The following is a 22,938-nucleotide window of genomic DNA, read 5'->3' on the forward strand; positions in this document are numbered from 1 at the left end:
CGTCCCACCCCACCAAACACTGAGTCGCAGTTCGTTCAATTCGATTGAAAATCCGAACATTCCGCTCTGACGCAGTCGCTCCCTGAGATTTGCTTGAAACAGTTTCTCGTTGCCATTGATACGTTGCCTGTATCAGTTCAACACCGTGAACGTTCCGTTCCGCGAACCTTGCCAAAACGATGTTCCAGTCAAACAGACTGAAATTTCAGTGGGAGAACTCATTGCGACAGCCTTCTGGCCAATTCTTTGTTCCCTCCCTTTTTAGTCTCGAGTAGCTTTATGAAACTCAATGCGTCTCGACGTGGATTCACGCTCGTCGAATTACTGGTGGTTATCGCCATCATTGGTGTGCTCGTCGGGTTGTTGTTGCCAGCGGTTCAAGCGGCGCGTGAAGCAGCCCGTCGAATGAGTTGCAGCAACAACTTCAAACAACTTGGCTTGGCACTTCACAACTACCACGCTGCGTACAACAAGTTGCCGATGCAGGCCACCGGCACCTTCGATACACACACCGCCACTCCTGAGTTCTGGCGAACCGGCAATGGCGCCAACCACTACCGTCTGAGCATCCTGGTGGGCTTGACTCCCTTTATCGAACAACAGGCTATTTGGGAGCAGGTCACGAATCCAATGGTGGGTCGAACCGATGAAACCACGAACTGCCCTGGCGGTTCCAACACGTGCCCATGGCCTGCAATGGGACCGACCCCCAATCAGTTGCAATACATTCCTTGGGCTACGCAACTTCCATCGCTACGATGCCCCAGCGATCCGGGAGGCGGTCTGCCGTCGCTAGGCCGAACCAACTACGCAGCCTGCTTGGGCGATTCGGGGGCTGGATCGATTTGGCTAGGTGTTCGCCCCTACAACTACGCCAACAAACCCGGTTCAGGTGATTTCCAACGTTCGCGTGCCGCCCATCGAGGCGTGTTTGTGAACGGAGACCAGTTGTCCTTCAAAGACATTCTTGATGGATTGTCGAACACGATTTGCATGGGCGAAATCGCCAGTGACATTGGTGACCAAGACAAGCGAACCCGGCCGTTGACTGGCACTTCACTGCAACCAGAAGATGCTCCCCAAGAGTGTTTGCAATTCGTCGCGTCGGATCGGCCACAATTTTGGAACCCCACTGCTCCCATCGACAACGGCGCTGGAAATGGGCGTGGTTTCCGGTGGGCCAGCTCCTATACCGTTTATAGCGCGATCACAACCAATTTGCCGCCAAACCGTGAACTGTGCACCACGCAAAACTATGCGGAACAAGTCACGCTTCCACCATCAAGCCGACACCAAGGTGGCGTCCACGTGTTGATGGCGGATGGGGCCATTAAGTTCATCACCGAATCCATCGAAGCGGGAAATTTGGATAACCCAATGGTCCGCAATGGTGGGAACGCAGCGAACAACAACCAACCCGGTGCTAAAAGCCCGTACGGCCTGTGGGGTGCGTTGGGAACCCGAGCAAGCAAAGAAACGATCGAAATGGATTTCTAAATTGACTCCCGCTCGATCTTATCGTGAAAGAAACGCCTCGGGATCAATCGCTCCCGAGGCGTTCTGGCTTGCGTCAAATCAGACGCGGCGAACGCAATCGCGTCGAACGACAGGAAATGACCTTGCAACGCAGCACTGATTCCCCTCCCAACTCGTTCACATCATTTGCCTTGCCAATTAACGAACCCGTTCCTCCATTCACTTCACAGAGAAACTCAATGACTCGCCTTTTGACCATTTCATTCTTCGCGCTTTGTTTGACCAGCATTGGTTGTGGAGGGTCCGACGGTGGACTCGTGACAGACAACGCAGACGCCGAAGCGATGACCCAATACGAAGAAGAACAAGCGAAAGCTCAGGAAGACATGGAAGCTGCCTACGCAGGCCAAAAATAGAAACGGGCTCCCAGCCCCTTTCGAATGGCAATCGTCAATCGCCCAGCCGAATGAAATCAAATTCGGCTCCGTGAACAACGCCAAACTCGTGAAGTGGATCGAATTGACCAGGCAGTTGCCCTGATCGATCCGGAACTTCTCGGATTTGGCGTTTCTTTTTGGCCTTCTCGATCGAAAGCCAGAACGTCCCATCAATGTTTTTTGACTCCTACCATTCCCCGAAATTGATGGATGAGGCATTCAAGCCATGATGGCGTTTCTGCTCATTCGAGCCTGAATTCATTGGTGAAGCTTTGAGCTTCGCGCGCGTGTAAGACCTGACCAAGGGCTCTTTCACGGTGTCCCTGTTGGTCGGCAAGCAACTCGTGCGAGGATCTTCCAATGACGTCGAACAAGGTGGCCGGCGAGATCGAGCCCAGGCCCGCGAGCTACCAGGCTTTCGTTCGGTTCATGTTGGGCTTTGGAATCCTGACGGGACTTGCCGGTCTTCTCTGGTTGGTTGCTGGCGTGGGAATTCATGGGGCCCCCATTTCCGCAAACGCCTTTCAAGTTGATCGCCATGGGTACACCGATCACTGGTCGTTCTGGATGATCGTTGTCGTGATAGCGGGCCCAAACGCTCTCTTTCCCGCCGCTTTGCTCGAACGTTTTCGTCTTGGGGACGGAGCCATCGCGTTGTTGGATCGGATGGGTGGGGCTGTGTTTGCTCGCAGCACTGGTGACCGCCCGTTACCAAGTGGTCCGTCAGCACTGGACCACGGTCTATCCGGCAGCGACGCAAACGCATCTGCGACCAACTTCCAAGATCCCAATGTGACAACTCCTCCCTGAAAAGTTGCCTTCGTTTGTCGCGGGACTCGTCGATTGGCTGGGGGTGACTTCACCGTCTGGAAACCGATTCACTTTAGGAGGTCGCAGGTGCTGCGGTTGAATCATTGGCTCAGCCCATCGCAGCAAGCGAACCTGCTAGACTCCCATTACCACAAAGGGTCCCCAGCCCCCGTTCCACATCGCTACGGTCGCCCTGGACCCCGCTCCCCACACCATTTTCCACGAGGCGTGATTCGATGTCAGATAACAAAGGTGTTGTTTATCTTGGTGACGGAAAGGTCGATGTCCAATCGATCGACGATCCCAAATTGGAACTCAGCTATCGAGGGAAGACTCGGCAGTGCCACCACGGGGTGATCTTGAAAGTGATCTCCACGAACATCTGCGGCTCCGACCAACACATGGTTCGCGGACGCACAACCGCCCCGGCCGGCATGGTTCTCGGGCACGAGATCACAGGCGAGGTCGTTGAGGCCGGGCGCGACGTTGAATTCATCAAAAAGGGTGATATTTGCAGCGTCCCGTTCAACATCGCCTGTGGCCGCTGCCGTTGTTGCAAGGAAGGCGACACCGGTGTTTGTGAAAATGTGAACCCCGACCGCCCCGGCGCAGCCTATGGTTACGTCGACATGGGCGGATGGATCGGTGGCCAATCGCGTTACGTGATGGTTCCCTATGCTGACTGGAACTTGCTCGCGTTTCCCGATCGCGATCAAGCCCTCGCCAAGATCCGCGACCTGACGATGCTGTCGGACATTTTCCCGACCGGGTATCACGGCGCGTACACCGCGGGGGTGACGACCGGCAGCACCGTGTATGTTGCCGGGGCGGGGCCCGTGGGACTCGCCTGTGCCCACGCGGCGCAGTTGTTGGGGGCTGCGGTGGTGATTGTCGGCGACATGATCGAGGAAAGACTCGCTCAAGCCCGATCGTTCGGCTGCGAAACGGTTGACCTGAAAACCGCCGCCTCCCTGCCCGACATGATCGAACAGATCTTGGGTGAGCGAGAAGTGGATTGTGCCGTCGATTGCGTCGGCTTCGAAGCTCGCGGACATGGCGGCGATTCGGGCGTCGAAAAACCCGCCACCGTTCTCAACCAAGTGATGGAGGTCACCCGTGTGGCAGGCGGCGTCGGAATCCCTGGCTTGTACGTGACCGACGATCCAGGTGGAGTCGACGAAGCGGCCCGAACCGGCAATCTTTCCCTTCGCATCGGGTTGGGCTGGGCCAAGTCCTTGCACTTCACCACCGGCCAGTGCCCGGTCATGAAGTACAACCGAGGGCTGATGATGGCGATCCTACACGATCGTTGCCAAATCGCGAACGCCGTCAACGCGACGGTGATCCCACTGGAAGAAGCCGTGCAGGGCTACGCTGCTTTCGACCAAGGCGCCGCCAAAAAATTCGTGCTCGACCCACACGGCGTGCTGGCAGCTTCCAGCTAGGAAACTCTTGGTCGAAGTGAAACGGAGCGGCCCCCATGCCGTGCGGCGAATGGACCGGACGCGTTGAACCGCGAGTGAAACCTTGTTCCCAGGCTCCGCCTGGGAACACACTGCACCGGAGGCTCCCGCCTCATGCTCCGCGAACCAGCAGGCAGAGCCTGCAAGGCAGTGCCCTCGATCTTGTTCCCAGGCTCTGCTTGGGCACACAATGCACCGGAGGCTCCTGCCTCATGCTCCGCGAACCAGCAGGCAGAGCCTGCAAGACAGTGCGTTCATTCTTGTTCCCAGGCTCCGCCTGGGCACACACTGCACCGGAGGCTCCTGCCTCATGCTCCAGCAACAGCAGGCAGAGCCTGCAAGGCAGTGCCCTCAATCTTGTTCCCAGGCTCCGCCTGGGCACACACTGCCTCGGAGGCTCCCGCCTCATGCCCCAGCAACAGCAGGCAGAGCCTGCAAGAAAGTGCCCTCAATCTTGTTCCCAGGCTCTGCCTGGGCACACAATGCACCGGAGGCTCCCGCCTCATGACCCAGCAACCGGCAGGCAGAGCCTGCAAGACAGTGCGTTCCCAGGCGGGAGCCTGGGAACGAGCGGAGGGTTGCTCACGTGCGGTGAGGTGACGGCTGGTCCCGGACCAGCAAGCTCAGTGGCGAATGAGGGTTCGGCGGGGCGAAAACTGGCATTCAATCTCGTCAATGTGCGGTTCGAAGGACGCCAAGATCCGAAGTTTTTCAGCAATCGCCTCGGACTCAACGGCGCCACTCAAGATCGTCCGGTTGCCTTGATACGAAACCTGGATCGGGGTGCCGGCGATCAGACTCAATCTGGCTGCAAGCTTTTGGTCGCGTTTGGAAATGACCGCTGAAACGTAAGCCTCATCGGCCATCTCGGATACGGAGATCGACAACTGCGGGTGATACATGGCTCCGGCGACGAGAGGCGGAACGGGCCGGTTGATCTGGGCCGAGCGATCCGGTGGTTCGCGAAGCGATTCGACCGATGTGCGGACGCGGCCGACACCGATGGCCTGGTCACTGCCAATGAATCCCTGTTGAGTACCACGACTGGGCCCCACAAATTCGTCCCGCGAACGATTGCCACGCAAAAAGCGTTCGCTGCCTTCCACAGCCCCCGCGGATTCCATGGCTGGCGGCGCCCCCTGACTGACAGAAGGCCGTCTCGTGAGTGGTTGCCCGAGTGTCCTGGCACCAAACAATTGGGCTTGGGCCGTTTCGGTGATCGAGAGGCAGGTCAACACTGCGATCGCAAAAATGGCGACAGGACGTGACATCGAGGGGGCGGTGGTGATCATGGCTCTTCCACTTCCTGAAGCGTTTCGACGGGTGCGGGTGTTGGTGCCGGATGCCCTAAGACGTCGCCCAGCGATTGTCCGAGCGACAGCCAGCAATCAAATTCATTGACGCTCAACGCAACGCGGTCTTCTTCAAATGACTTGACCTGCACGGTGTGCAGCGGCAACTCCAGCGATTCGCCTTGTCCAACAATTTGTGTTCTGGGTGGTGAGCCCACGGCAAACCATCCTTCTGATTGACCGGCGCGGTTTTGCGTGATTGCGTTGAGACGGACTTGCCCCAGTGACTTGGAAAATCCTTTTGCAAACAAGTTGCGGCTAACAAACTCATTGTAGTTGTCGCGTGGCGGGTAGGTTTGCTCGCTACGCACCAAGGTTGAAAGATTCCCCTCTCGCTCGGTCGAATCAAGCGACAAGGTCTCGATCGCCAGGTTCAGTTCCAATTGGTTGCCATTGACCAGGGGCGTCACCGAGAAGCTACGAATTTTGTGAAGCTGAGCCGAACGGTGAAAGCCGTGCAAGAAATCCGTGAGGTGATCCAGTGTGGTCCGAGCACGAAGTGAAAAGCCAATCCGATGGCCGATGAGGTTGGACTTTCGCTTGGCGGTGCGCGAGCGGACTTCGATCGGACGCGGTGTGTCGGCATCGACGGAGGCCGATTCCATCTGATGTTGTTCGACGAGCTTCAAGAGCCAATCCTGGTAACTCGATCGCGCCAGCGCGGGATCATACGGGAGCGATCGCTCAGCAAACCCATCCAATTGATTGGCCAATCGCCGGCCGGTGATTTGGGACCTGTTAGCGTCTCGCAGTTTTGACTCGACAGAGTTCAATTGACCTTCGTAGCGTTGACTTGGTTGCTCAATCAGCGACTGATAACTGGTGTCGATCGCAAACATCAAAATCACTGCGATTCCTCCGGCCGCCAGGAACATGGTTCGACGGTTGGCGTTCATAAGGAAACCTCAGGCAAGTCGGTTTTCGGATCGCCCGCAGGCGTGGACTGCTGGGAAGGCTCCGCTTGTTCTGGCACCGTCGTATTTTCTGGCACCGTCGCATTTTCTGGCAATGAGCTTGCATCGGGGGAAGCGGTTTCCACGGAGGCATCGGCTTCCAGGGGAGGCTCAATTCCAGCGGGTTGAGTGAAGATCTCTTCTTCTCGCTCATCGACAGGCGTGATGGGAAACGCGATCCTGGCTTCGAACTGCCATGGGTACTCTTCGTTGTTGGTTTGCTCGCTGACTCGTTTGCTAGTGATTGAGAACTTGGCATCACGAAGCGCGTTTTCCAGTTCCGCGACGCGATTGGGGTCGTTGACTTGAACGGAGAGATCAATCACCCCCGTGCTGCCATCGACCGCGGCGGACAAACGCCGCACATTGGCGAGCTGACCTTCGGGGAATCGGCTGGACAAGCGTTGCAACTGGCTGAGCCAATCGACCTGGTCGCCGAGCCACTGCTGAACCAACCGCGTTTCGTCGGCCTTCTCTTGCATTTTGGCAGCGACTCGTTCCGCTTCGACCAATTCCTGTTGCTTGCCGTCGACTTGAGTTTTCAACGCCTGAACATCGCTGAGCAGCGTGTAAGACCCGATTCCCAGACTGCCCACCGCCAACGCTGCGATCGCCATCCACCGACGCATCGGATTGGGTGGTACGGGTGGGACCTTGGGATGCACCAGGTCGACCGCCAAATGGTGTTCTTGAAACACGAACGCCGCAGCCGCCAACACTGGATCCGGAGCGGGAGCGTCGTCATCGGTGGATTGCTCGCTGCTCGCGTCGATTGGCATCGCCAAAGTCACCGGGCGTGCCTTGAGTGAGTCGCAAAGCGTGAGCAATGGGTCGGTGTCGGAGTCCGTGCCAAGTGGTCCGGTGGTGCCCTCGGGCAGCGCGTCACGCGGTCCTCGAACCAAAACCAGCATCTCTGGCATTTCGCCAGGCGAGACAAAGTCCATCAATGAAATGCTGCGTTGCACTTCCAATTGGATTTGATCAGTCAACGCGCCTGCATCATCGCTGCCAGCCCGGAAGGTTCGCAGCGACGCCAGGCGATTGCCGCGAAGAAAAGACAACTCCACCTCGCCCTCGTAGACCACGATCAACACAGTCAAGGACGAACGGAAGACGCGTTGCTGACGAAGTTGATACAGGGGCGCGGTTTGTCGGGACGTGAACGCGGCGAGTTGCAGTCCCGTTTGAGCGACCGAATCGGTCCAGGCGTTCAGCTGACTTTGTTCGAGCGAGAAAGCGGCGGCAGTTTGTGAGCGTTTGGGTTCGCCCAGCTGTTTTTGATCCGCTTCACTGGCGTCGGAAGCCGTCTCCGCAGCGGCGACCATCGGCGACGTCGCTCCATCGAGCAGTCGATAGTCAACGACCAACTCGTGGTCTCCATCGCCGATCAGTTGTTCCACTTCCGCTCGGATCAAGGCCGCGACTTCGGACGCGTCGGCCGGCGGTATCTCCACCGTCGTCATCTCCAAATCGGTCCGCGGCAGCAACAACACCAAACGGGAAGCAGTGATCTTGCTGGCCGTGAGCTGTTGTTGAAGAACGGCCAGCGCAGGCTGCTCTGCCTCGCGGGCCAGGGTCCCCCAGGCAACCGCCGCCAACCCGTCTTTGCGTTCCCTCACCACTAAGAAATACACGTTCACTTGGTCCCACGAAGCGACCACGATCGGACCGCGTTTGGAGGGTGCGGCGAACGAGTGAAGGAAGGGGAGGCGGCTAAGGAAGGTGGGAACCGGCATGATCCAAGGGTGGGTTTGGCGAAAGCTCACCACGCAACTCGTCAATGTTGAAACCCTTCCCCCACGCGTCCCATTGGCGAAAACTTCGCAGGGCGACATGGGGGGCTGATCCGTCCAACGTCACAGAGCAACGGAACGTCGGCGTGAAAGGGTCTCGAAAGGCAACGATTTGAGCGTGGTAGCAATCGCCTCCAACGGTGATCCAGGGCTGGAGTTTGATAAAGGTGGGTAAGTCGACGACGTTTTCAATCAATAGCCAAGCAATCGTGTTCCGCGAGGCGTTCGTGCTGGTCGGCGAAACCGAACCAGTTTGAGACGCACGTCGCTCGATGATTTGATCGACGATTTCAGGGGTGATCGTCGGAATGCCTAGCAAGACGGGGCGGGGAGCCTCCATCACGTCGACTTGGCCAACGATCACGCGACTGGGATGGACCGTCACGTCGTCAACCAGACTGCTAATGTAGTTGCTGCGATCACCAAAGTCATCCGAGAATGGGCTCCGGATTGAGAATGGTTTCTCGTTGGCCTGTGAGACCTCGACTGTTGCGTTGGCCAATTCCAGTGGACTGGCAATTCGCACGGACGCGGGGATCGAAAAATCGGGGGTCCACTCGGCGGCGGTGACCAAGGAAGTTCCCGCCCGGGACGTTGATTGCCTCCGAATGCCAAACTGCCGCACGGCGATCACAAAGTTGGCCCGATCAGCCGGCCAAATTGTCAGCAGGTCCTGGTGAAGTTTTCGCAGGTCCGCCCCGTTGAGGAAAACCCTCGGTTGACCGCTGAGGCTTTCGTTCTTTTGCCCACTGTCAAATGTCAGATGGTCTCGCCAAGCCAGCGGCACCGCACTGGCCGCTCCATCGATGGAGCCCGCCGTTCCCAACGACGTTCGCTCTTCCAACAAGTTTTGTTCCAGCGAATCGAGTTGGTAGTTCATGTCCCAGTCACCGCCTGTCCAATGATTTGCCCACTCGCGAATCCGCTCGCCAGCATCCGCTCCACCGGTTGATGACACCCCGCCAGCTTCCTGCTGGTTAGCGAACGCCCCCATCCGATCGCTCAGGCTCATTGCGTTTGCTGGCGCCGTGTCGACGATGTCGTAAGCATTCATCAGTGCTTGCGCCATCGCCAGGTCCATCCCCGGCAAATTCATCAGGGTCTTTTTGGCCTGTCCCGGGACAGCCGCTTCCCACTGGTTGAGTGCCAACAAGTTGATTTTGGCGGATTCATTGGTGAGTCCAAATCGCCAAGCCTTGCTGAGTTCCATGGGCGTTCCCACCGCACTGGGATCTGCGGGCGACAAAACGGAGAACATCCATTGCGGCTCGACGTCTTCCGTTTGGCTGGCGTTTGGTTGCAGCGTCACGGCGGCGAACGCCGCCGATGGTTCGCGATGCCAGGTCAAACGGGTGCCGCGAGGTTGTTCCAAAGTGGATTGCAGGGCTTCAATTGCACTCATGACCGTCAAACGAGCTTGGGCGCGTTCGATTTGCAGCTTGCTGGAACGGTAGGCGTCAGCCATCTGCTGATTGAATCCATACGCGGCCAGCGCCACCATGGTCACGATCACCATGACGACCAACAGAGCCGTTCCGTTTCGGGGCTTATTCATGCGGGGCACCTTCCAGATTGCCTTGGAGTCCGCTGCCGGGGAGGAACACCACGATTCGCACGTCGCGGATGAGAGCGTCTTCGTCGTTGCCGGCCGCACTCGCATCATTCACGGCGACCGGTTCGATCGACATCGCCAATTCCGCGAAATCGTCCGCGATGAACTCATCCGCCTCGTCGTCTTCGGGGTCGAGCGTTTCGTAGGAAGTGGAGGCGGCTGGCAAATCGAAGCTCAATTCAATCGCGCGTGGCAGCCCCCCCTTCAATTGGCTATCCCATTGGCCCAGCCATTGCACGCCATCGCTGTAGCGAAAACGGGGAGCGACGAGATTGCGGATGCTGATCGCCAGAGTCTCCCCATCGGCGGCGGTTTCACTGGGTCGTTCCTCCTCGGAAACGCGATACAGGTCGGCCGTGGTCAACTGCTTTTCAGACGGCGACGAGGAGGCTTTGGACCAGCGGTCAATCGGAACCAGTTCTCGCTGAACGTCAAAAAGCTCCTCTGCGGAATCAGTGGCGCCCGTGCCACTGACCGCAGCAGCGGGGACGATTTTGTAGTGCAAGTGATGGATGGTGAGCGGATCGAATGCAATCGAAGTGCTGGGATGCTCGCCAGTGTGTGCTTGAGTTGTGGTGGACAGGGGGGCCTCCGCTTGGGTGACCGCTTCCAACCACGGCAACGGATCAAATGACGGAATCAGGTCGACCTCGAAGCCCTGTTCATTCCCTTGGAACGGTCGCAATTGGGTGGGGTGTGACGAAAAAGACTGTGTGGGAGTCGATGACGGACTCATGGACACCCTGGGCTCCATCAAGCTGGCCGCGTCCGACTCCAGCCAATCGCGGGCGATGCGAATCACCTGCATTTGATAGGCTTGATTCCATCCACGTTGCTCGGCATCGCGATACGATCCTAGGATCGACCAAGCGACCATCATCAGCGCCGCCAGCAAGATCAGCGAGAGCATCAGCTCAAGGATCGTGTAGCCCCCGCGGCGAGTTGCGTCTGTATTCATGGCGTGATTGAATCCGCCTGCATCAAACTTGTCGGTGGCAGTGCGTCTGTTGGCTCCGGTGATGCCGAATCGCTCGTTGATTGGCTGAGCGGCTGCGTTGCTCTTGTCCAGCGGACCAGACTCACGATGGCGGTGTCAGCCGAGTTCGACGACGCCCCGCCCCGTTCGTTGGCACGATCAATGGAAACGACGATTCGCTTCAGCCTGGATTCGTTTTGTTCGGTTGCCTCGACATCCGACAGTTCGATTCGATAGCGCCAACGCGGGTCGGACGGGAAACTGCCCTCCATTTCCAACTCAGCGTTCGAACCAGTCGCAAGAAATTCGTCCATCGTGGACTGGGCCATCTGCAGCGCCACCGTTCGCTCTTCGGCCCGTCGCGCCAATTGGGTCGCTTGTCCCACCAACGTGAACAGTGCGACACCGCTGCTGGCAAGCAACGCGGTGGCCAGGACCATTTCCATCAAAGAGAGACCGCTGTGTGGCTTGCGTCGAGGATTCAATTGGAAAGCTCCCCGTCGCTAGGCGGTAGCGGAGCGGTCACCGACGCATCGTCCGGTGCCGCGGGTGACAACCGCGCGGTTCGCATCATCCCTGTGACCGCTTCGATTTCGATGGCCACGCGACTGTTGGTGGCTGTGTCACGCAGCACGATGATGGCCGCTCTCGTTTGGCCGCTGGGCAAGAACGGCAGGTACCAAGTCGACGTCTCAAGATCGATCACGTCCGACGGCATCGACGTTTCATCAGCGACGACGTAGGCGGTTTGATCCAATTGAACTTCGTCAATCACGATGTCGACCGGAAGTTCCCAAGCATTCAGCTCGTGTTCCGCTTCCGTGCCACTTGGCGAACGATTGTCGGTCAATTGTTCGGCGACCAGGTCGGACCAGTGTCCCGATGTGACGAGCGGCTGGTTGGCATTGAATCGCATCAAACGCGGCTCCCCTTGGATTGCCGCGGTTTGTCGGCAATCGGAGATTTCGGCCCGCAAGAGATTGGCGGCTTGCTGCACACTGCTGTCCGCCATCGGCCTTCGCAAGCTCGGCCACGCGACAGCACCGATCCCAACCATGATCGTCAAGACGATCATGAGCTCCAGCAGCGAGAAGCCGGTCTTGCAGGGACATTTCAAAACGGGCGAGGCCTCACGCGTCGCTCGAGTCGGACAATTCCGACTCCTCTTCGCCTTCAGCAGGTTGGTTGCCAATGTCATCATCGGTCCCCGCTTGAGCGTCGGGGCCCACTGAGAAGATACGCGGGAAAGCAGGTTGCGAGCTATCGCTGCCACCTTCGACGGCATCGAATTCATATTCGAAGTCGTTGCCCCAAGGATCAAGCGGAAGCTTGCTGCCATCGATGTAAGGGCCTGCCCACTTGCGAGCGAGACGCTCATCATCGGGTGCTTTCAACAACGCTTCCAAGCCGTCTTCGGTCGCGGGGAACACCTTCATATCAACCACGTACATTTTCAGTGCCGAGGCCAAGTTACCGATTTGGACCTCCGCCGTTCGGATGTCCGCCTTCTGTTGCGACCCCAGCAATCGGGGTCCCACCATGGCGATCAATCCGACCAAGATGATCAACACGATCATCAATTCCAACAGCGTGAAACCGCTGCGTTTGGGAGTGCTTCGACGTCTCATAAGAATTTCCTTTGTTAGTTAACCGTTGAATTTAAATCGAAGACTGGCAGCAACACGCCCACGATCACAAACATGACCATGCCACCAATCAACACCAGCATCAATGGTTCGATCATTCGAACCATCACTTCCAGTTGACGTTCCACTTTGCCGTCGATGCGGTCGGCAATTTTGACCAGCACATCGTCGAGCGTGTTGGATTCTTCTGCGATGCGAATCATCGCCATGACCTGAGGCGGAATCAATCCACTCGCGGCCAATGGCTTTGCCAAGGTATCACCGGTGGTGATGTTCTCAGCCGACTTCAGCATGGCCTGCTGCAACAGTCGATTGCCGGTCGACTCACTGCTGATTTTCAGTGATTTCAGCAGTGGCACGCCATTGCGAAGCAACGTCCCCAACACGCGACACGCGCGGGAAACAGCGGCGTCGTGAAAGATGTCACCCAGCACGGGGATCTTCAACTTCCAGGTGTCCCAGGTTGTGCGTCCGCTGTCGGAGGCCAAGTATTTCTTCACCCCAAACACAATCGCAATGACTGGAATGGGTAACAGCAACCCGTAGTTGAGCAATGTGTGACTGACCGCCAGCAACAACACCGTGATCAGTGGCAGACCGGACCCGGTGGCCTCCAACCGATCAAAGAACGGTTGGAACTTGGGAACCAAAAAGACCATCATCAAGGATGTGATCAAGGTTCCGACGACGCCCAGAATGATTGGGTAGGCCAAAGCACTGACGATCTTGGAACGCATTTCATCTTGCTTGCACAAGAACACACTGGTTCGTTGGAGCGACTCTTCTAAGAACGCCCCCTCTTGCCCGGCCCGGACCATGCTGAGCGTCAATTCCGAAAAGATGGCGGGTTCGGCTGCCATCGCTTGGTCGAGGGTTGCCCCTTCGGCAACAGCGTCGTGGATCCGCTTGGCAGCGTCTTGGAGTCGCGGGTTGATCGTGACTTCGCCCAGAATCGACAGGGCCTCCAACATGGGGACGCCATTGTTCAGGAGGTCCGCCAGTTGGGTACACAGATCCGCGATCTGTTCCTTCTTGATGCGCTGGGGCAACTGGAACTGGGTGACGTCTCCCATCGCAGGCTTCACATCGGAAACACTGACGGGGTACAGCGTTTGCTGACGCAATCGTTGCATCGCTGCCCGGCGTGTCTGGGCGGCGATGGTACCTTCCCGCCGTTCTCCCGTCGCAGTTTTTGCGACATATGCGAAGTCTGGCATCCTGTCAGTCCGCCTTGGTGACGCGAAGCACTTCGTCCACGGTCGTCAATCCACTGCAGACTTTTTCCCAGCCATCGCTACGCAGCGTTTGCATGCCGGCTTCGATGGCGGCCTTCTTGATCAAATTGGAGGCTGCACGCTGGGTCGCCAAGTCACGAATTTTTTCGTTCGTGACCAGCAATTCATAGATCCCCATCCGGCCTTTGTAGCCTGTGCCACGGCACTGCTCACATCCCTGTGGCTGGTACAGCGGACCGTTCAATTTCTCCAATGGGAAATCGTCCGGCAGTTCCGCCACGTTGGGCGTGTACTCTTGGCGACAACTGGAACACAGACGCCGGACCAACCGTTGGGCCATGACGCCCTCAACCGTGCTGGCGACCAGGAACGGTTCCACGCCCATGTCGCACAATCGCATGAACGATCCAGCGGCGTCGTTGGTGTGCAAGGTGCTGAACACCATGTGCCCGGTCAGCGAGGCCTGCGTGGCGTTCTCCGCCGTTTCCAGGTCACGAATTTCGCCAATCAGCACCACGTCCGGGTCATGCCGCAGAATCGCCCGCAAGCAGGCTGCAAACGTCAATCCAACCTTTTGTTGAACTTGGATCTGATTGATCCCTTCGAGTTGATACTCGATCGGGTCTTCCGTCGTGATGATCTTGGTGTCTTCGGATTTGATCTCATTGAGCGAACTGTACAGCGTGGTTGTTTTCCCGCTGCCCGTGGGTCCGGTGACCAACACGATCCCGTGCGGCATCCGAATCAGCTTTTGATATTTCTGATACGTGTCTTCGGGCATTCCGATGTCACGCAGCGACAAACTGAGGTTCGATTTGTCGAGCACCCGCATCACGACGCCTTCGCCGTGCAACATCGGAATGATCGAGACCCGCAAATCGACTTCGCGTCCGGCCACACGCAGTTTGATGCGTCCGTCTTGCGGAACTCGTTTTTCCGCGATGTTCATCTTGGACATGATCTTCAAGCGACTGACGATCGCCGCCTGAAATTGGTTCATCTCTTGCGGCACGCTCTGCCGTTGCAGCACACCGTCGATCCGGTATCGCAGTTTCAGTCGATTCTCTTGGGCCTCGATGTGAATGTCACTGGCACGCGTCTCAACGGCTTCACTGAGGATTTCGTTGACCAACCGGACGACCGAAGCCTGCGCGGCTGCTTCTGCGTCCTCGGACCCATCGAGTTGCAACTCTTCGAGCATCTGGACATCGCCGCTCTGCTGTCGCTGCATCGCGATCAGGCCGTCGATCGTTTCAGCGCCAACGCCCAGGTTTTGTTTGATCAGTTGGCGGACGGTTTCCGGCGTCGCGACCACCGGGCGGACTTCCAGCGACAGCGCGGTGGCGATCGTGTCGAAAGCTCCGAACGAAAACGGGTTGCTGACCGCCAAGCGGATCCAATTCTCATTTCGCTCCAGCGGAAACACCTCGTAGCGGTGAATCATCTTCAGCGGGAAGCCATCCAAAGCCGCCGGGTCCACTTCCACTTCTTCTGCGTCGAGCCATTCCAAGCCCATCACGCGTGCGGTTTCCGCCAACAACGCGACGTCACTTTCAAAGTCCCACTGGATGGCCAGGGTGCCCAATTCACTTCGGTCTCGAAGCGAATCGGCGACTTGCCGAAGTTGCAGGGCGCTCAGGGCGGGTGCGATTCCGTCGATTTGTGTAATCATGGTCAGCACGCTTGGGTGGGGGCCAAACACTCGCATCGCCCGCGGTGGACTCGGCCGAGAGAATCCGGCCGGCTTCGACGAGAGCATGGCTCACGAACGTGGCGGCGGGAAGTCAGCGAGACTCATTCGCAGAGACGCAATGGCGACGCCTGACAACCGATCGCGAAATCACGCAAGGTGCTTTCACGGTCTGCTGATCCGACGACAGTCTTTGGCTCTTGGGGGTGGGATCGGGAACCGGACGACAACCGTGTCTGGGGGCGTCCCGATTGATTGGGGGTGGGTGTCAACTCTCAATGGTAGTGAAGTAAGTCCATTGAGTCAAAGTGTTCCTCAGCGGCCTCGGCCGCCGCGTCCGGTTCGCAGGAATTGCTGTAAAACCTGCTCCATTTGCTCCACATTGGTCGTTTGCAGGGGAATGATTCGCATTTTGCCCGCGCGATTGCTGACAGACTGCTGGTCGATTTGCTCGACAAAACGACGGATTTCCAGGGAGAGTTCGGGTGGGGCACGCATCACGAGCGAATTGCTGATTTCATCCACACTCAGGGTCAACAGGGGACCTGAATTCTCGGCATTGATCAATTCCAGCATCGAAGCGACCTCCGCGGAGACCCCTTCGGGAATCGAGATTTGCGGCCGATTTTGTCCGCGTGAAAGCTGGCTGGCGTACACCGTGCGGAGCATGTCCTCCACGCGTTGAGCGCTGGTGTGCAGGATCGGAACGATCTGAGGTGTCACCAGTTGCAGCGAGTCAATGAATTCAGGTGAATCCAAGACCGCCAGCAAATCTTCGATCACACCGCGTGTCGCCCGAGAACTCTGGACGATCAAGGCGTTGATTCGCGTGTCGGCAACGATCCGTGTTTGCGACGTGTCGGTGGTCAATCGAGCACGCGAACTGGCGCGGCTTTCTTGAAACAGGTCTGTCAGCAAATCTTCCAGGTCCTCGGCATTGCCATGTTTCAGGACATAAACCGACAAGTTGCCGCTTTCCGTGACAGCTGTCATGGGCGGACTCAGGGCGACCTCCAGCAATTTCGCCAGCATGTCGAGCGCTGCGGTGTCTTCGGAGGCAATCACCCACTGGCCGTCACCCGGCAGAATCAGGACGGCTGGGTTGTCCACTTCGCCCGCTTCCGAGACGTCCGTTGTTTTTTCGACGCTTTGGTTGGCGACCAACTGCACCGCAGGGTCACGGCGATCGTTCGTGCTTTGCAAATCGACTGCAGCGGGATTGGGCTGCGGCTTCAGCTCTTGCTCAACCTCCTGATTCGACTCGCCCTCTCCGGAATGGATCACCCGCAGTGGGTTATTGCGCAGTTTGGGCCAAACCTCTTCCAACTGCTTCAAAAGAGATTCGGAATCGCGGCCGACCGAAATCGTTCGCACGCGAGCACCGGACCGAGGCATCCCGGAGGAAATTTGATCGGCCCCCGGTGCCGACACCACGTTTTCCCCCAGCCGGCCGAGCAAGGTTCGAATCTCACCGAGTTGCTGCGTGGTTGCGCGGATCAACAATTGCTGGCGATCCTGGTCGACCGTGATCGCCGGGACTTCATTGGTCGGCAGATCCGCAAACAGGGAATTCACCGCCTCGCGAACCGAGTTGGGATCGTTTTCTTGGAGCGGGAAGATCTCGAGTTCGCGTTCGGGCGGATCAAACTGCACCAACGTTTCTTCGACCAACTTCAATTGCTCTTCATTGCCGATGACCACCAATTGTTCATTGTAGAAGTCGTAGCGAACGTCGACGGGTGGACGGGCATCGGCGAACAGGGTCTGCACGGCTTCCGCCACATCGTCGCCATCGATCCCGGCGAGTGAAAACGCTTTCAAACGACGATCGCGTGCCAAGGAATCGATGCGATCCATCTGCTCGATCACCTGCTTGGCAATCTCTTGCTCGCGGGGCAGGCCGACGACAAACACGGTTCCGCTTTCATCATCAGCACTGACTCCCACGGTCGACCGTCGACCGAACGCTTGCTGCAGAGCCTCGACCACACTCTGCGGGTTTGCCTTGGCCAAGGGGTAAGCTTGCATCTCTGTCGATCGTGCAGGGGCGTCGTTGATCTGCTGCACGAGCTCGGCGATTTCTTGCTGTTCTTTCTCGGGGGCAGAAACAATCAGGGTGTCGTTGACCGAGTCGGCCCCAATCGTGGCTTGTGGGTACGTCGCTTGCAGAGCCAGTCGCAGCGTCGCCGCGTTGCCATTTTCAAGTGCATAACTCTGCGTGATCTGTTGCCCGCCCGCATTCAACTGTTCGACAAACGCCTCGATCATCAGATGGTCTTCTTCACTGGCCGAGACGATCAAGCTGTTGCTGGTTGTGTCGGCCGAGACGGTGGTCTTCGGAAAACTGGACTGCAACGCCAACCGGATGGCCGCGGCACTGCCGTTTTCCAAGGCGTAGTTCTTGGCGATTTGCTTCCCATCCGCGTTCATGTCCTGGATCACTTCGGCGATTTTCGCGTGATCCTCTTCGCTGGCAGAAACGATCAGGTGGTTGCTGACCGAATCCGCGGAGATGGTCGTCAGCGGAAAACTGGCCAGCAACGCCAAACGCGTCGTCGTGGCACGACCAGTCTCCAACGCGTAGGTCTTGGTGAGCTTGGTTTGCCCCGTGTTCAGCTGTTTGACAAACGCCTCGATCATCAGGTGGTCGGCTTCGCTGGCCGAGACGACCAAGCTGTTGTTGACCGTGTCCGTGGAGACCGTTGTGCTCGGAAAACTGGACTGCAATGCCAACCGGATTGCCGCCGCACTGCCGTTTTCCAAGGCGTAATTCTTGGTGGTTTGTTTCCCATCGGCGTTCATGGCTTGGATCACTTCGGCAATCTTCGCATGGTCCTCTTCGCTGGCGGAAACGATCACGTGGTTGGTCGTGGAGTCCGCTGAGATGGTGGTCTTTGGAAAACTGGACAGCAATGCCAGGCGGGTGGTCGAAGCGCGGCCGCTTTCGAGGACGTAGCTCTTGATCACCTTCCTTTCAGCTGAGTTCAACGAATCAAATAGTTTTTCAATTTCGAGATGCTCGGCCTCGGTCGCAGAAATGATCAGACGGTTGTTGGTTGTGTCGGCGGCGATCTTGGCACGCGGGAACGAGCCTTGGATCGCGGGCGAAAGCGAGTAAGTCGTGCCTTCATCCAGCTCATAACTCTTGGTCGTACGTTGCTTGTCGGGGTCGGATTCCATGCTGTCAATCGCCACCGAGATGCGTTCCAGAATCTCCTTGGGCGCGGTCACGATCAATCGATTGCTGATCCGATCCGGCGTGACGCGAGCCGTCGGTGCCATTTGTGTGACGGCCAACGAAAGCGACGCTGCGTCGGCATCGCCCAGTTCAAACACCTTGGTTTCCGCGTTGTCCATTTGGCGGTCGTCGTACTGCTGGATGAACGCTTGGATGGTTTCGTGGTCCTCCGCAGTGCCGGTCGCTGCAACCGATTTCCCCACGACATCGGCGGCAAAGACAACCTGCGGCAGCAGCGTTGTGAGGACACGAACGGCACCCGTCGGGTCACCGAATTCCAACGGGTAGACGACCGACGTGGTCGGTTCCGGTGCTGGGACCTGTTCCTGCAACTGTTTCAACCACGCCGCAAACTTGGTGTGTTCCGTGGGTGACGCGAGCAACAGGATCCGTTCCGGGTCGGCGCTCGGCAGCAGCCTCGCTCGTGGGACCTCGGTGGACACGCCCGTGACGGCTTGCTGTGTCAGATCCTTGCGAATCGGGTAGACCTGCAATTCTCGCTGGCCCGCTTCCGAAAAGACCCTTTCCAGTTCTTCGATGATCTGGGCGATCCCCGCGTGGGCCTGTTCGGTGGCTGAGATCACCAAGCGGTTGGTCCCCGCGCCGCTGAGAATCTTGGCAGCGGGTTGGCGTTCGGCGAGAAATGTTTGAAACGCCGTGGGATCGGCACGGTCCAGTTCGTAAGCCCGCACGTTGGTTTCGGGCAATGGCCCCGTTTCGTCGGCCAGCTTTTGGAGCAGTGTCGCGACGCGTTCGTGATCCTCGGGTGAGGCCAGAATCATCATTTGGTTGGGGTTCGTCGAACCGGTCACAATGACGGTCGCACGAGGCACTGTGGTGGCCATGACACTGGTGAACGCCGTGCGTATCTCGGCGGTGGTTTCGTACAGTCGAGGCTCCAGCTTCGATCCTTCCTTGTCGGCTTGCGTGGTCTTTGCCAACACGGCAGCGATTTTTTGCTGCAAGTCCTTGGGCGCCAGGATCGTCAATTGCCCGCTTGCCGCGTCGGCACCGATGCTGGCGGTGGGAAACAGAGTCACCAGGACCAATCGTGTCGCGGCTGCCTTTTCCGGGGCGACTTGATGGACCTCGATCTCACGGCGATCTTCTGCCGCCGTGGTGAGTTGTTCGATTGCCGTTGCGACTCGCTTGTGCTGCTCTTCGCTGGCCCAGACCACCACCGCGCGGTTGGCCGTGTCGGTGCTGATGATCGCTTGCGGGGCAATTTGACTGAGCACGGTCGGCAATGTTTTCAAGTCGCCAATTGGAAGACTGTACGTCTCCACCCGCATCGATTCGCCCGTCGCCGACGTGTTGAGTCGCTCAATCGATAGGTGGAACGTTTCATGGTCCTTGGCATTGCCCGAGGCAACGATTCGGTTGCTGGTGGCATCGACGGACAGCTTCATTCGCGGCCACATGGCCTGCAACGTCGGCAGCATGGTTGCCGCCTGCAGGTCATTCAGTTCGTAAGCCCGGATTTCCTCGCTGGCGAACTTGGATGCGGGCCGGTCGACTTCCTGGATCAGCGTTTTGATCCGTCCATGCTGCGCCAGCGTCGCCGTGACAACCAGCTGCTGACGCCGATCATCGGCGATCACCGTCGCACCGTCGATCGCTTGGTCGATCAGCAGCTTCACATCCGTCGCTTGGGCTTCCGCCAGGCTGTAGGCCAGTAAAATCAGTTCTTGCTCCGCCGGCATTGGCTTGTCGAGCTCTTTGACGAATTCACCGACCTGTTGGTGTGCCTCGGCGGTGGCCATGACGAACAATCGTCGCCCGGCCGTGTCGACCGTGATCGGTCCAATCGGTTGGAACGTGCCGCGACTTCCCGCGGCCGTGACGGAAGCAATCACGGGTGCCAGCAAGGCCTGCAGTTCAGTCGGCGTGCGGCCTGCGGAACGATAACTCTGGAGGACCAACTCAGGATTCGACGGCAGTTCGTCGGAGATCTGCGCCAGCAGTTCGGCCACTTTCCCATGCGTCTCTTGTTCGGCCCACACGGTCAGTTGTCCCGAAGCGGCATCCGCGGTGACTCGGGCACCGGGGAACCGGATCGACAACAGTTCGCTGAACAGGGCGGGGTCGCGCTGGTCCAGATCGTAAACCTTCGGCCAGTGCAGCGCTGTCTGCGGGGTCGCCTGCTTGAGTTGCGAGATCGCTTCGCCCAGGCGGACGTGGTCTTGTTCGGTGGCCCACACCAACAACTCCGAGGAACCATCGTCGCCCGCCGGACGCACGATCGGTTGGATGCCTGGAATTTGTGCGGCGAGAACGGGTGCCAACTGTTGCCAACGGGTCAATTCCGTCGCCGACAATGCATACGTCTTGAGCATGCGTTCAGGGGGTGCCGGCAAAGCGGTCAGCAATTGGGGCAGCATCGCTTCGAGACGAGTCTTCTCTTCGGCGGAGCCCAGCAGGACCAGTTTTTTCGCCTCCGAGTCCAACCAAATCTGTGCTCTTGGAATGACCTTGGCGACCGTCGCAAGCCAATCGGCGGTTCCAGGGAGTGGCAGATCGAACGCATGCAAAGTCGTTCCGCTGTCCAGGTCCGCACCACGCCAACGCTCGATCACCTGTTCGGCCAAGGCAATGTCATCGGCAGTGCCGCGAACGACAACGGTTCCCAACGATGCGTTGCCCACGACCTGGGCCGCCGGGATCATTGACTGCAAAGCCCTGGAAATGACGGTGGATTGAACGGGGTCGACCTGAAACGCTTTGACTTCCATGTCGGATTTCATTGCCGAGATGCCCATCGCAGAGAAAGCCTCGGCAATCCGTGCCTGTTCATCGGGGGACGCGGTGATCAGCACCCGTGCCGCAACCGCGTCAACACTGACCGTGGCACGCGGTGCGATCGCGGTGACTTGTTCGCGAATTTGTTCCTCACTGCCATGACGCAGTGGGTAAGCGACGGAGACACTCGCTGGCGCGGCCTCGATTTCCTCACGCATTTTTTCAACGGCGGTCTGGATCGCGGTCTGTTGCGTGGGGATCACGAAGGCGGTCAGCAGTCTGGTTTTCTCATCGACCGCGATCCGCTCGCTGCCGACCAGTTCCTTCATCGCACTCAGCACGACAACGGGATCGAGGTCCCCGAGCGCGTAGGCTGCAAACACGGGTGCGGGCGGCTTCTCGGGCTTGTCAGGTTTCGGGGTCGCCCGTGGCTCTGGGACTGTGTTGATCAAAACATTGATCGTGTCCATCTTGCCAGCCGTTTCAACGACCAACAACTGCTTGCTTTGCGGCAACGGGATCGCGCGGCCAAAGGTTCCCAGGTAAGGCTGGACCTCGTTGATCACCGCATCGACCGGACGGTTGCCGAGAGAAAACAGGACGCTGACCAATTCGAACCTGCCGCGACTGGGCAGATTTTCCAACGGAACACGCGGTATCAATTCAATCGGGATTGAATTGGAGAGCTGCAACACCGTCAGCATCTTTTCGCGACGAACCAGCGTGTAACCTCGCGTCAACAACACACTGTTGAGCAAATCGATCGCCTCGGACGCATTGTACGATCGCGTGTCGGTGTAGGTGAATGTGCCCGGCGGGACCTGGTTCATCACCAGCGTCAAACCTTCCTGGCGGGCGAACCAATCCAACACATCGCCCCAGGCCTGCTCACGAAATTGAAAACGCAACGCACTGGTGGGGCCAGTCGTGCTCCATTGTTTCAGCTGATCGGCGTTGAGCGTGTCACGAATTTGTTGGTCGATCGCGATCAAACGTGCCTTCTGATCGGCAGCGTCTGGCGACGCGCTGATTTCGAGCCGTTCGACAAGCAACGATTGAATCTTGGCACGCTGTTGATCGTCCAAGCCCAATTCGGCGGCAATCTCCGGGTGGACCAATCGACTGACTTGGTCGGCAGGAAATGGCGATCCCAATGAAGCCGGGGGGGTGGTTTCAGATTCCGCTGTTGGATCGGCGGTCGCTGGCGTGGTTTGATCCGGAGGCTGGGCCGCGACCGGCGGCAGCGATGCACAAACCAACAGCAATGGAACGACGCGAATCAGGTGTCGGGGGGGCAGCATGGAGTTGAATCCGGCGGGAGCTTCGCAAATCGGAAGCTTGTGGGGGGAGGGTTCAGGGGAACTTCGAACCAGATCGTCACTCTAACTCGTGCCGTCAGTGGGTCAAGCAAACACCGCAACTTGACTTGACAGGCGAGCAATCAATTGCCTAGTTCGAGACGCTGACAATTCTCGGCGACAGGCGACTGTGCGCGCCGATATTTCTTTCTACGAAAGC

The 22,938-nt window shown here is 58.1% G+C and carries 15 protein-coding genes; 4 read left to right on the forward strand and 11 right to left on the reverse strand.

Features of this window, described 5'->3' with window-relative positions; all coding sequences use genetic code 11:
* Positions 1-279 precede the first annotated feature (279 nt).
* From PSR62_RS18880 to fdhA, 4 genes are all read left to right on the forward strand, one after another.
* Entirely contained in the window at positions 280-1,497 is a 1,218-nt protein-coding gene (locus PSR62_RS18880) for a DUF1559 domain-containing protein (protein ID WP_274404561.1), read from the forward strand.
* Positions 1,498-1,715: 218 nt separating this feature from the next.
* Positions 1,716-1,892 (forward strand): hypothetical protein, encoded by a 177-nt coding sequence (locus tag PSR62_RS18885; RefSeq protein WP_274404562.1) that lies wholly within the window; start codon positions 1,716-1,718, stop codon positions 1,890-1,892.
* Positions 1,893-2,273: 381 nt separating this feature from the next.
* Positions 2,274-2,723 carry a hypothetical protein gene (locus PSR62_RS18890; protein ID WP_274404563.1) on the forward strand — a complete coding sequence of 150 codons (450 nt, stop codon included), beginning with the start codon at positions 2,274-2,276 and terminating at the stop codon, positions 2,721-2,723.
* 236 nt (positions 2,724-2,959) lie between these two features.
* Positions 2,960-4,168 (forward strand): formaldehyde dehydrogenase, glutathione-independent, encoded by a 1,209-nt coding sequence (gene fdhA / locus PSR62_RS18895; protein ID WP_274404564.1) that lies wholly within the window; start codon positions 2,960-2,962, stop codon positions 4,166-4,168.
* Between the two features lie 641 nt (positions 4,169-4,809).
* Here fdhA and PSR62_RS18900 read toward each other — a convergent pair.
* From PSR62_RS18900 to PSR62_RS18950, 11 genes are all read right to left on the reverse strand, one after another.
* Entirely contained in the window at positions 4,810-5,478 is a 669-nt protein-coding gene (locus PSR62_RS18900) for a hypothetical protein (RefSeq protein WP_274404565.1), read from the reverse strand.
* Positions 5,475-6,434: a hypothetical protein gene (locus tag PSR62_RS18905; RefSeq protein WP_274404566.1), complete on the reverse strand. Its 960-nt coding sequence runs from the start codon at positions 6,432-6,434 to the stop codon at positions 5,475-5,477. Before PSR62_RS18905 ends, PSR62_RS18900 begins: the two co-directional genes overlap by 4 nt.
* Positions 6,431-8,227: a hypothetical protein gene (locus tag PSR62_RS18910; protein ID WP_274404567.1), complete on the reverse strand. Its 1,797-nt coding sequence runs from the start codon at positions 8,225-8,227 to the stop codon at positions 6,431-6,433. The genes PSR62_RS18905 and PSR62_RS18910 overlap by 4 nt, the downstream gene beginning before the upstream one ends.
* On the reverse strand, positions 8,205-9,839 hold the full coding sequence (locus PSR62_RS18915) for a hypothetical protein (protein WP_274404568.1): 1,635 nt from the start codon (positions 9,837-9,839) through the stop codon (positions 8,205-8,207). Before PSR62_RS18915 ends, PSR62_RS18910 begins: the two co-directional genes overlap by 23 nt.
* Positions 9,832-10,854, reverse strand: a complete 1,023-nt coding sequence (locus PSR62_RS18920; RefSeq protein ID WP_274404569.1) for a hypothetical protein — start codon at positions 10,852-10,854, stop codon at positions 9,832-9,834. Before PSR62_RS18920 ends, PSR62_RS18915 begins: the two co-directional genes overlap by 8 nt.
* The gene (locus tag PSR62_RS18925; RefSeq protein WP_274404570.1) at positions 10,851-11,357 is read right to left on the reverse strand and encodes a pilus assembly FimT family protein; all 507 of its coding nucleotides are present in this window, start codon (positions 11,355-11,357) and stop codon (positions 10,851-10,853) included. The genes PSR62_RS18920 and PSR62_RS18925 overlap by 4 nt, the downstream gene beginning before the upstream one ends.
* Positions 11,354-12,073: a pilus assembly FimT family protein gene (locus tag PSR62_RS18930; protein WP_443217296.1), complete on the reverse strand. Its 720-nt coding sequence runs from the start codon at positions 12,071-12,073 to the stop codon at positions 11,354-11,356. The genes PSR62_RS18925 and PSR62_RS18930 overlap by 4 nt, the downstream gene beginning before the upstream one ends.
* Positions 12,003-12,500: a type II secretion system major pseudopilin GspG gene (gene gspG, locus PSR62_RS18935; RefSeq protein ID WP_274404572.1), complete on the reverse strand. Its 498-nt coding sequence runs from the start codon at positions 12,498-12,500 to the stop codon at positions 12,003-12,005. The genes PSR62_RS18930 and gspG overlap by 71 nt, the downstream gene beginning before the upstream one ends.
* 14 nt (positions 12,501-12,514) lie before the next feature.
* Positions 12,515-13,735, reverse strand: a complete 1,221-nt coding sequence (locus tag PSR62_RS18940) for a type II secretion system F family protein (protein ID WP_274404573.1) — start codon at positions 13,733-13,735, stop codon at positions 12,515-12,517.
* Between the two features lie 4 nt (positions 13,736-13,739).
* Complete coding sequence (locus PSR62_RS18945) at positions 13,740-15,425, reverse strand: GspE/PulE family protein (RefSeq protein WP_083434893.1); 1,686 nt, start codon at positions 15,423-15,425, stop codon at positions 13,740-13,742.
* Positions 15,426-15,758: 333 nt separating this feature from the next.
* Entirely contained in the window at positions 15,759-22,721 is a 6,963-nt protein-coding gene (locus PSR62_RS18950) for a secretin N-terminal domain-containing protein (protein WP_274404575.1), read from the reverse strand.
* Between the last annotated feature and the right edge of the window lie 217 nt (positions 22,722-22,938).

Origin of the sequence: Rhodopirellula sp. P2 (assembly GCF_028768465.1) — a bacterium.
Taxonomy (GTDB): Bacteria; Planctomycetota; Planctomycetia; order Pirellulales; family Pirellulaceae; genus Rhodopirellula.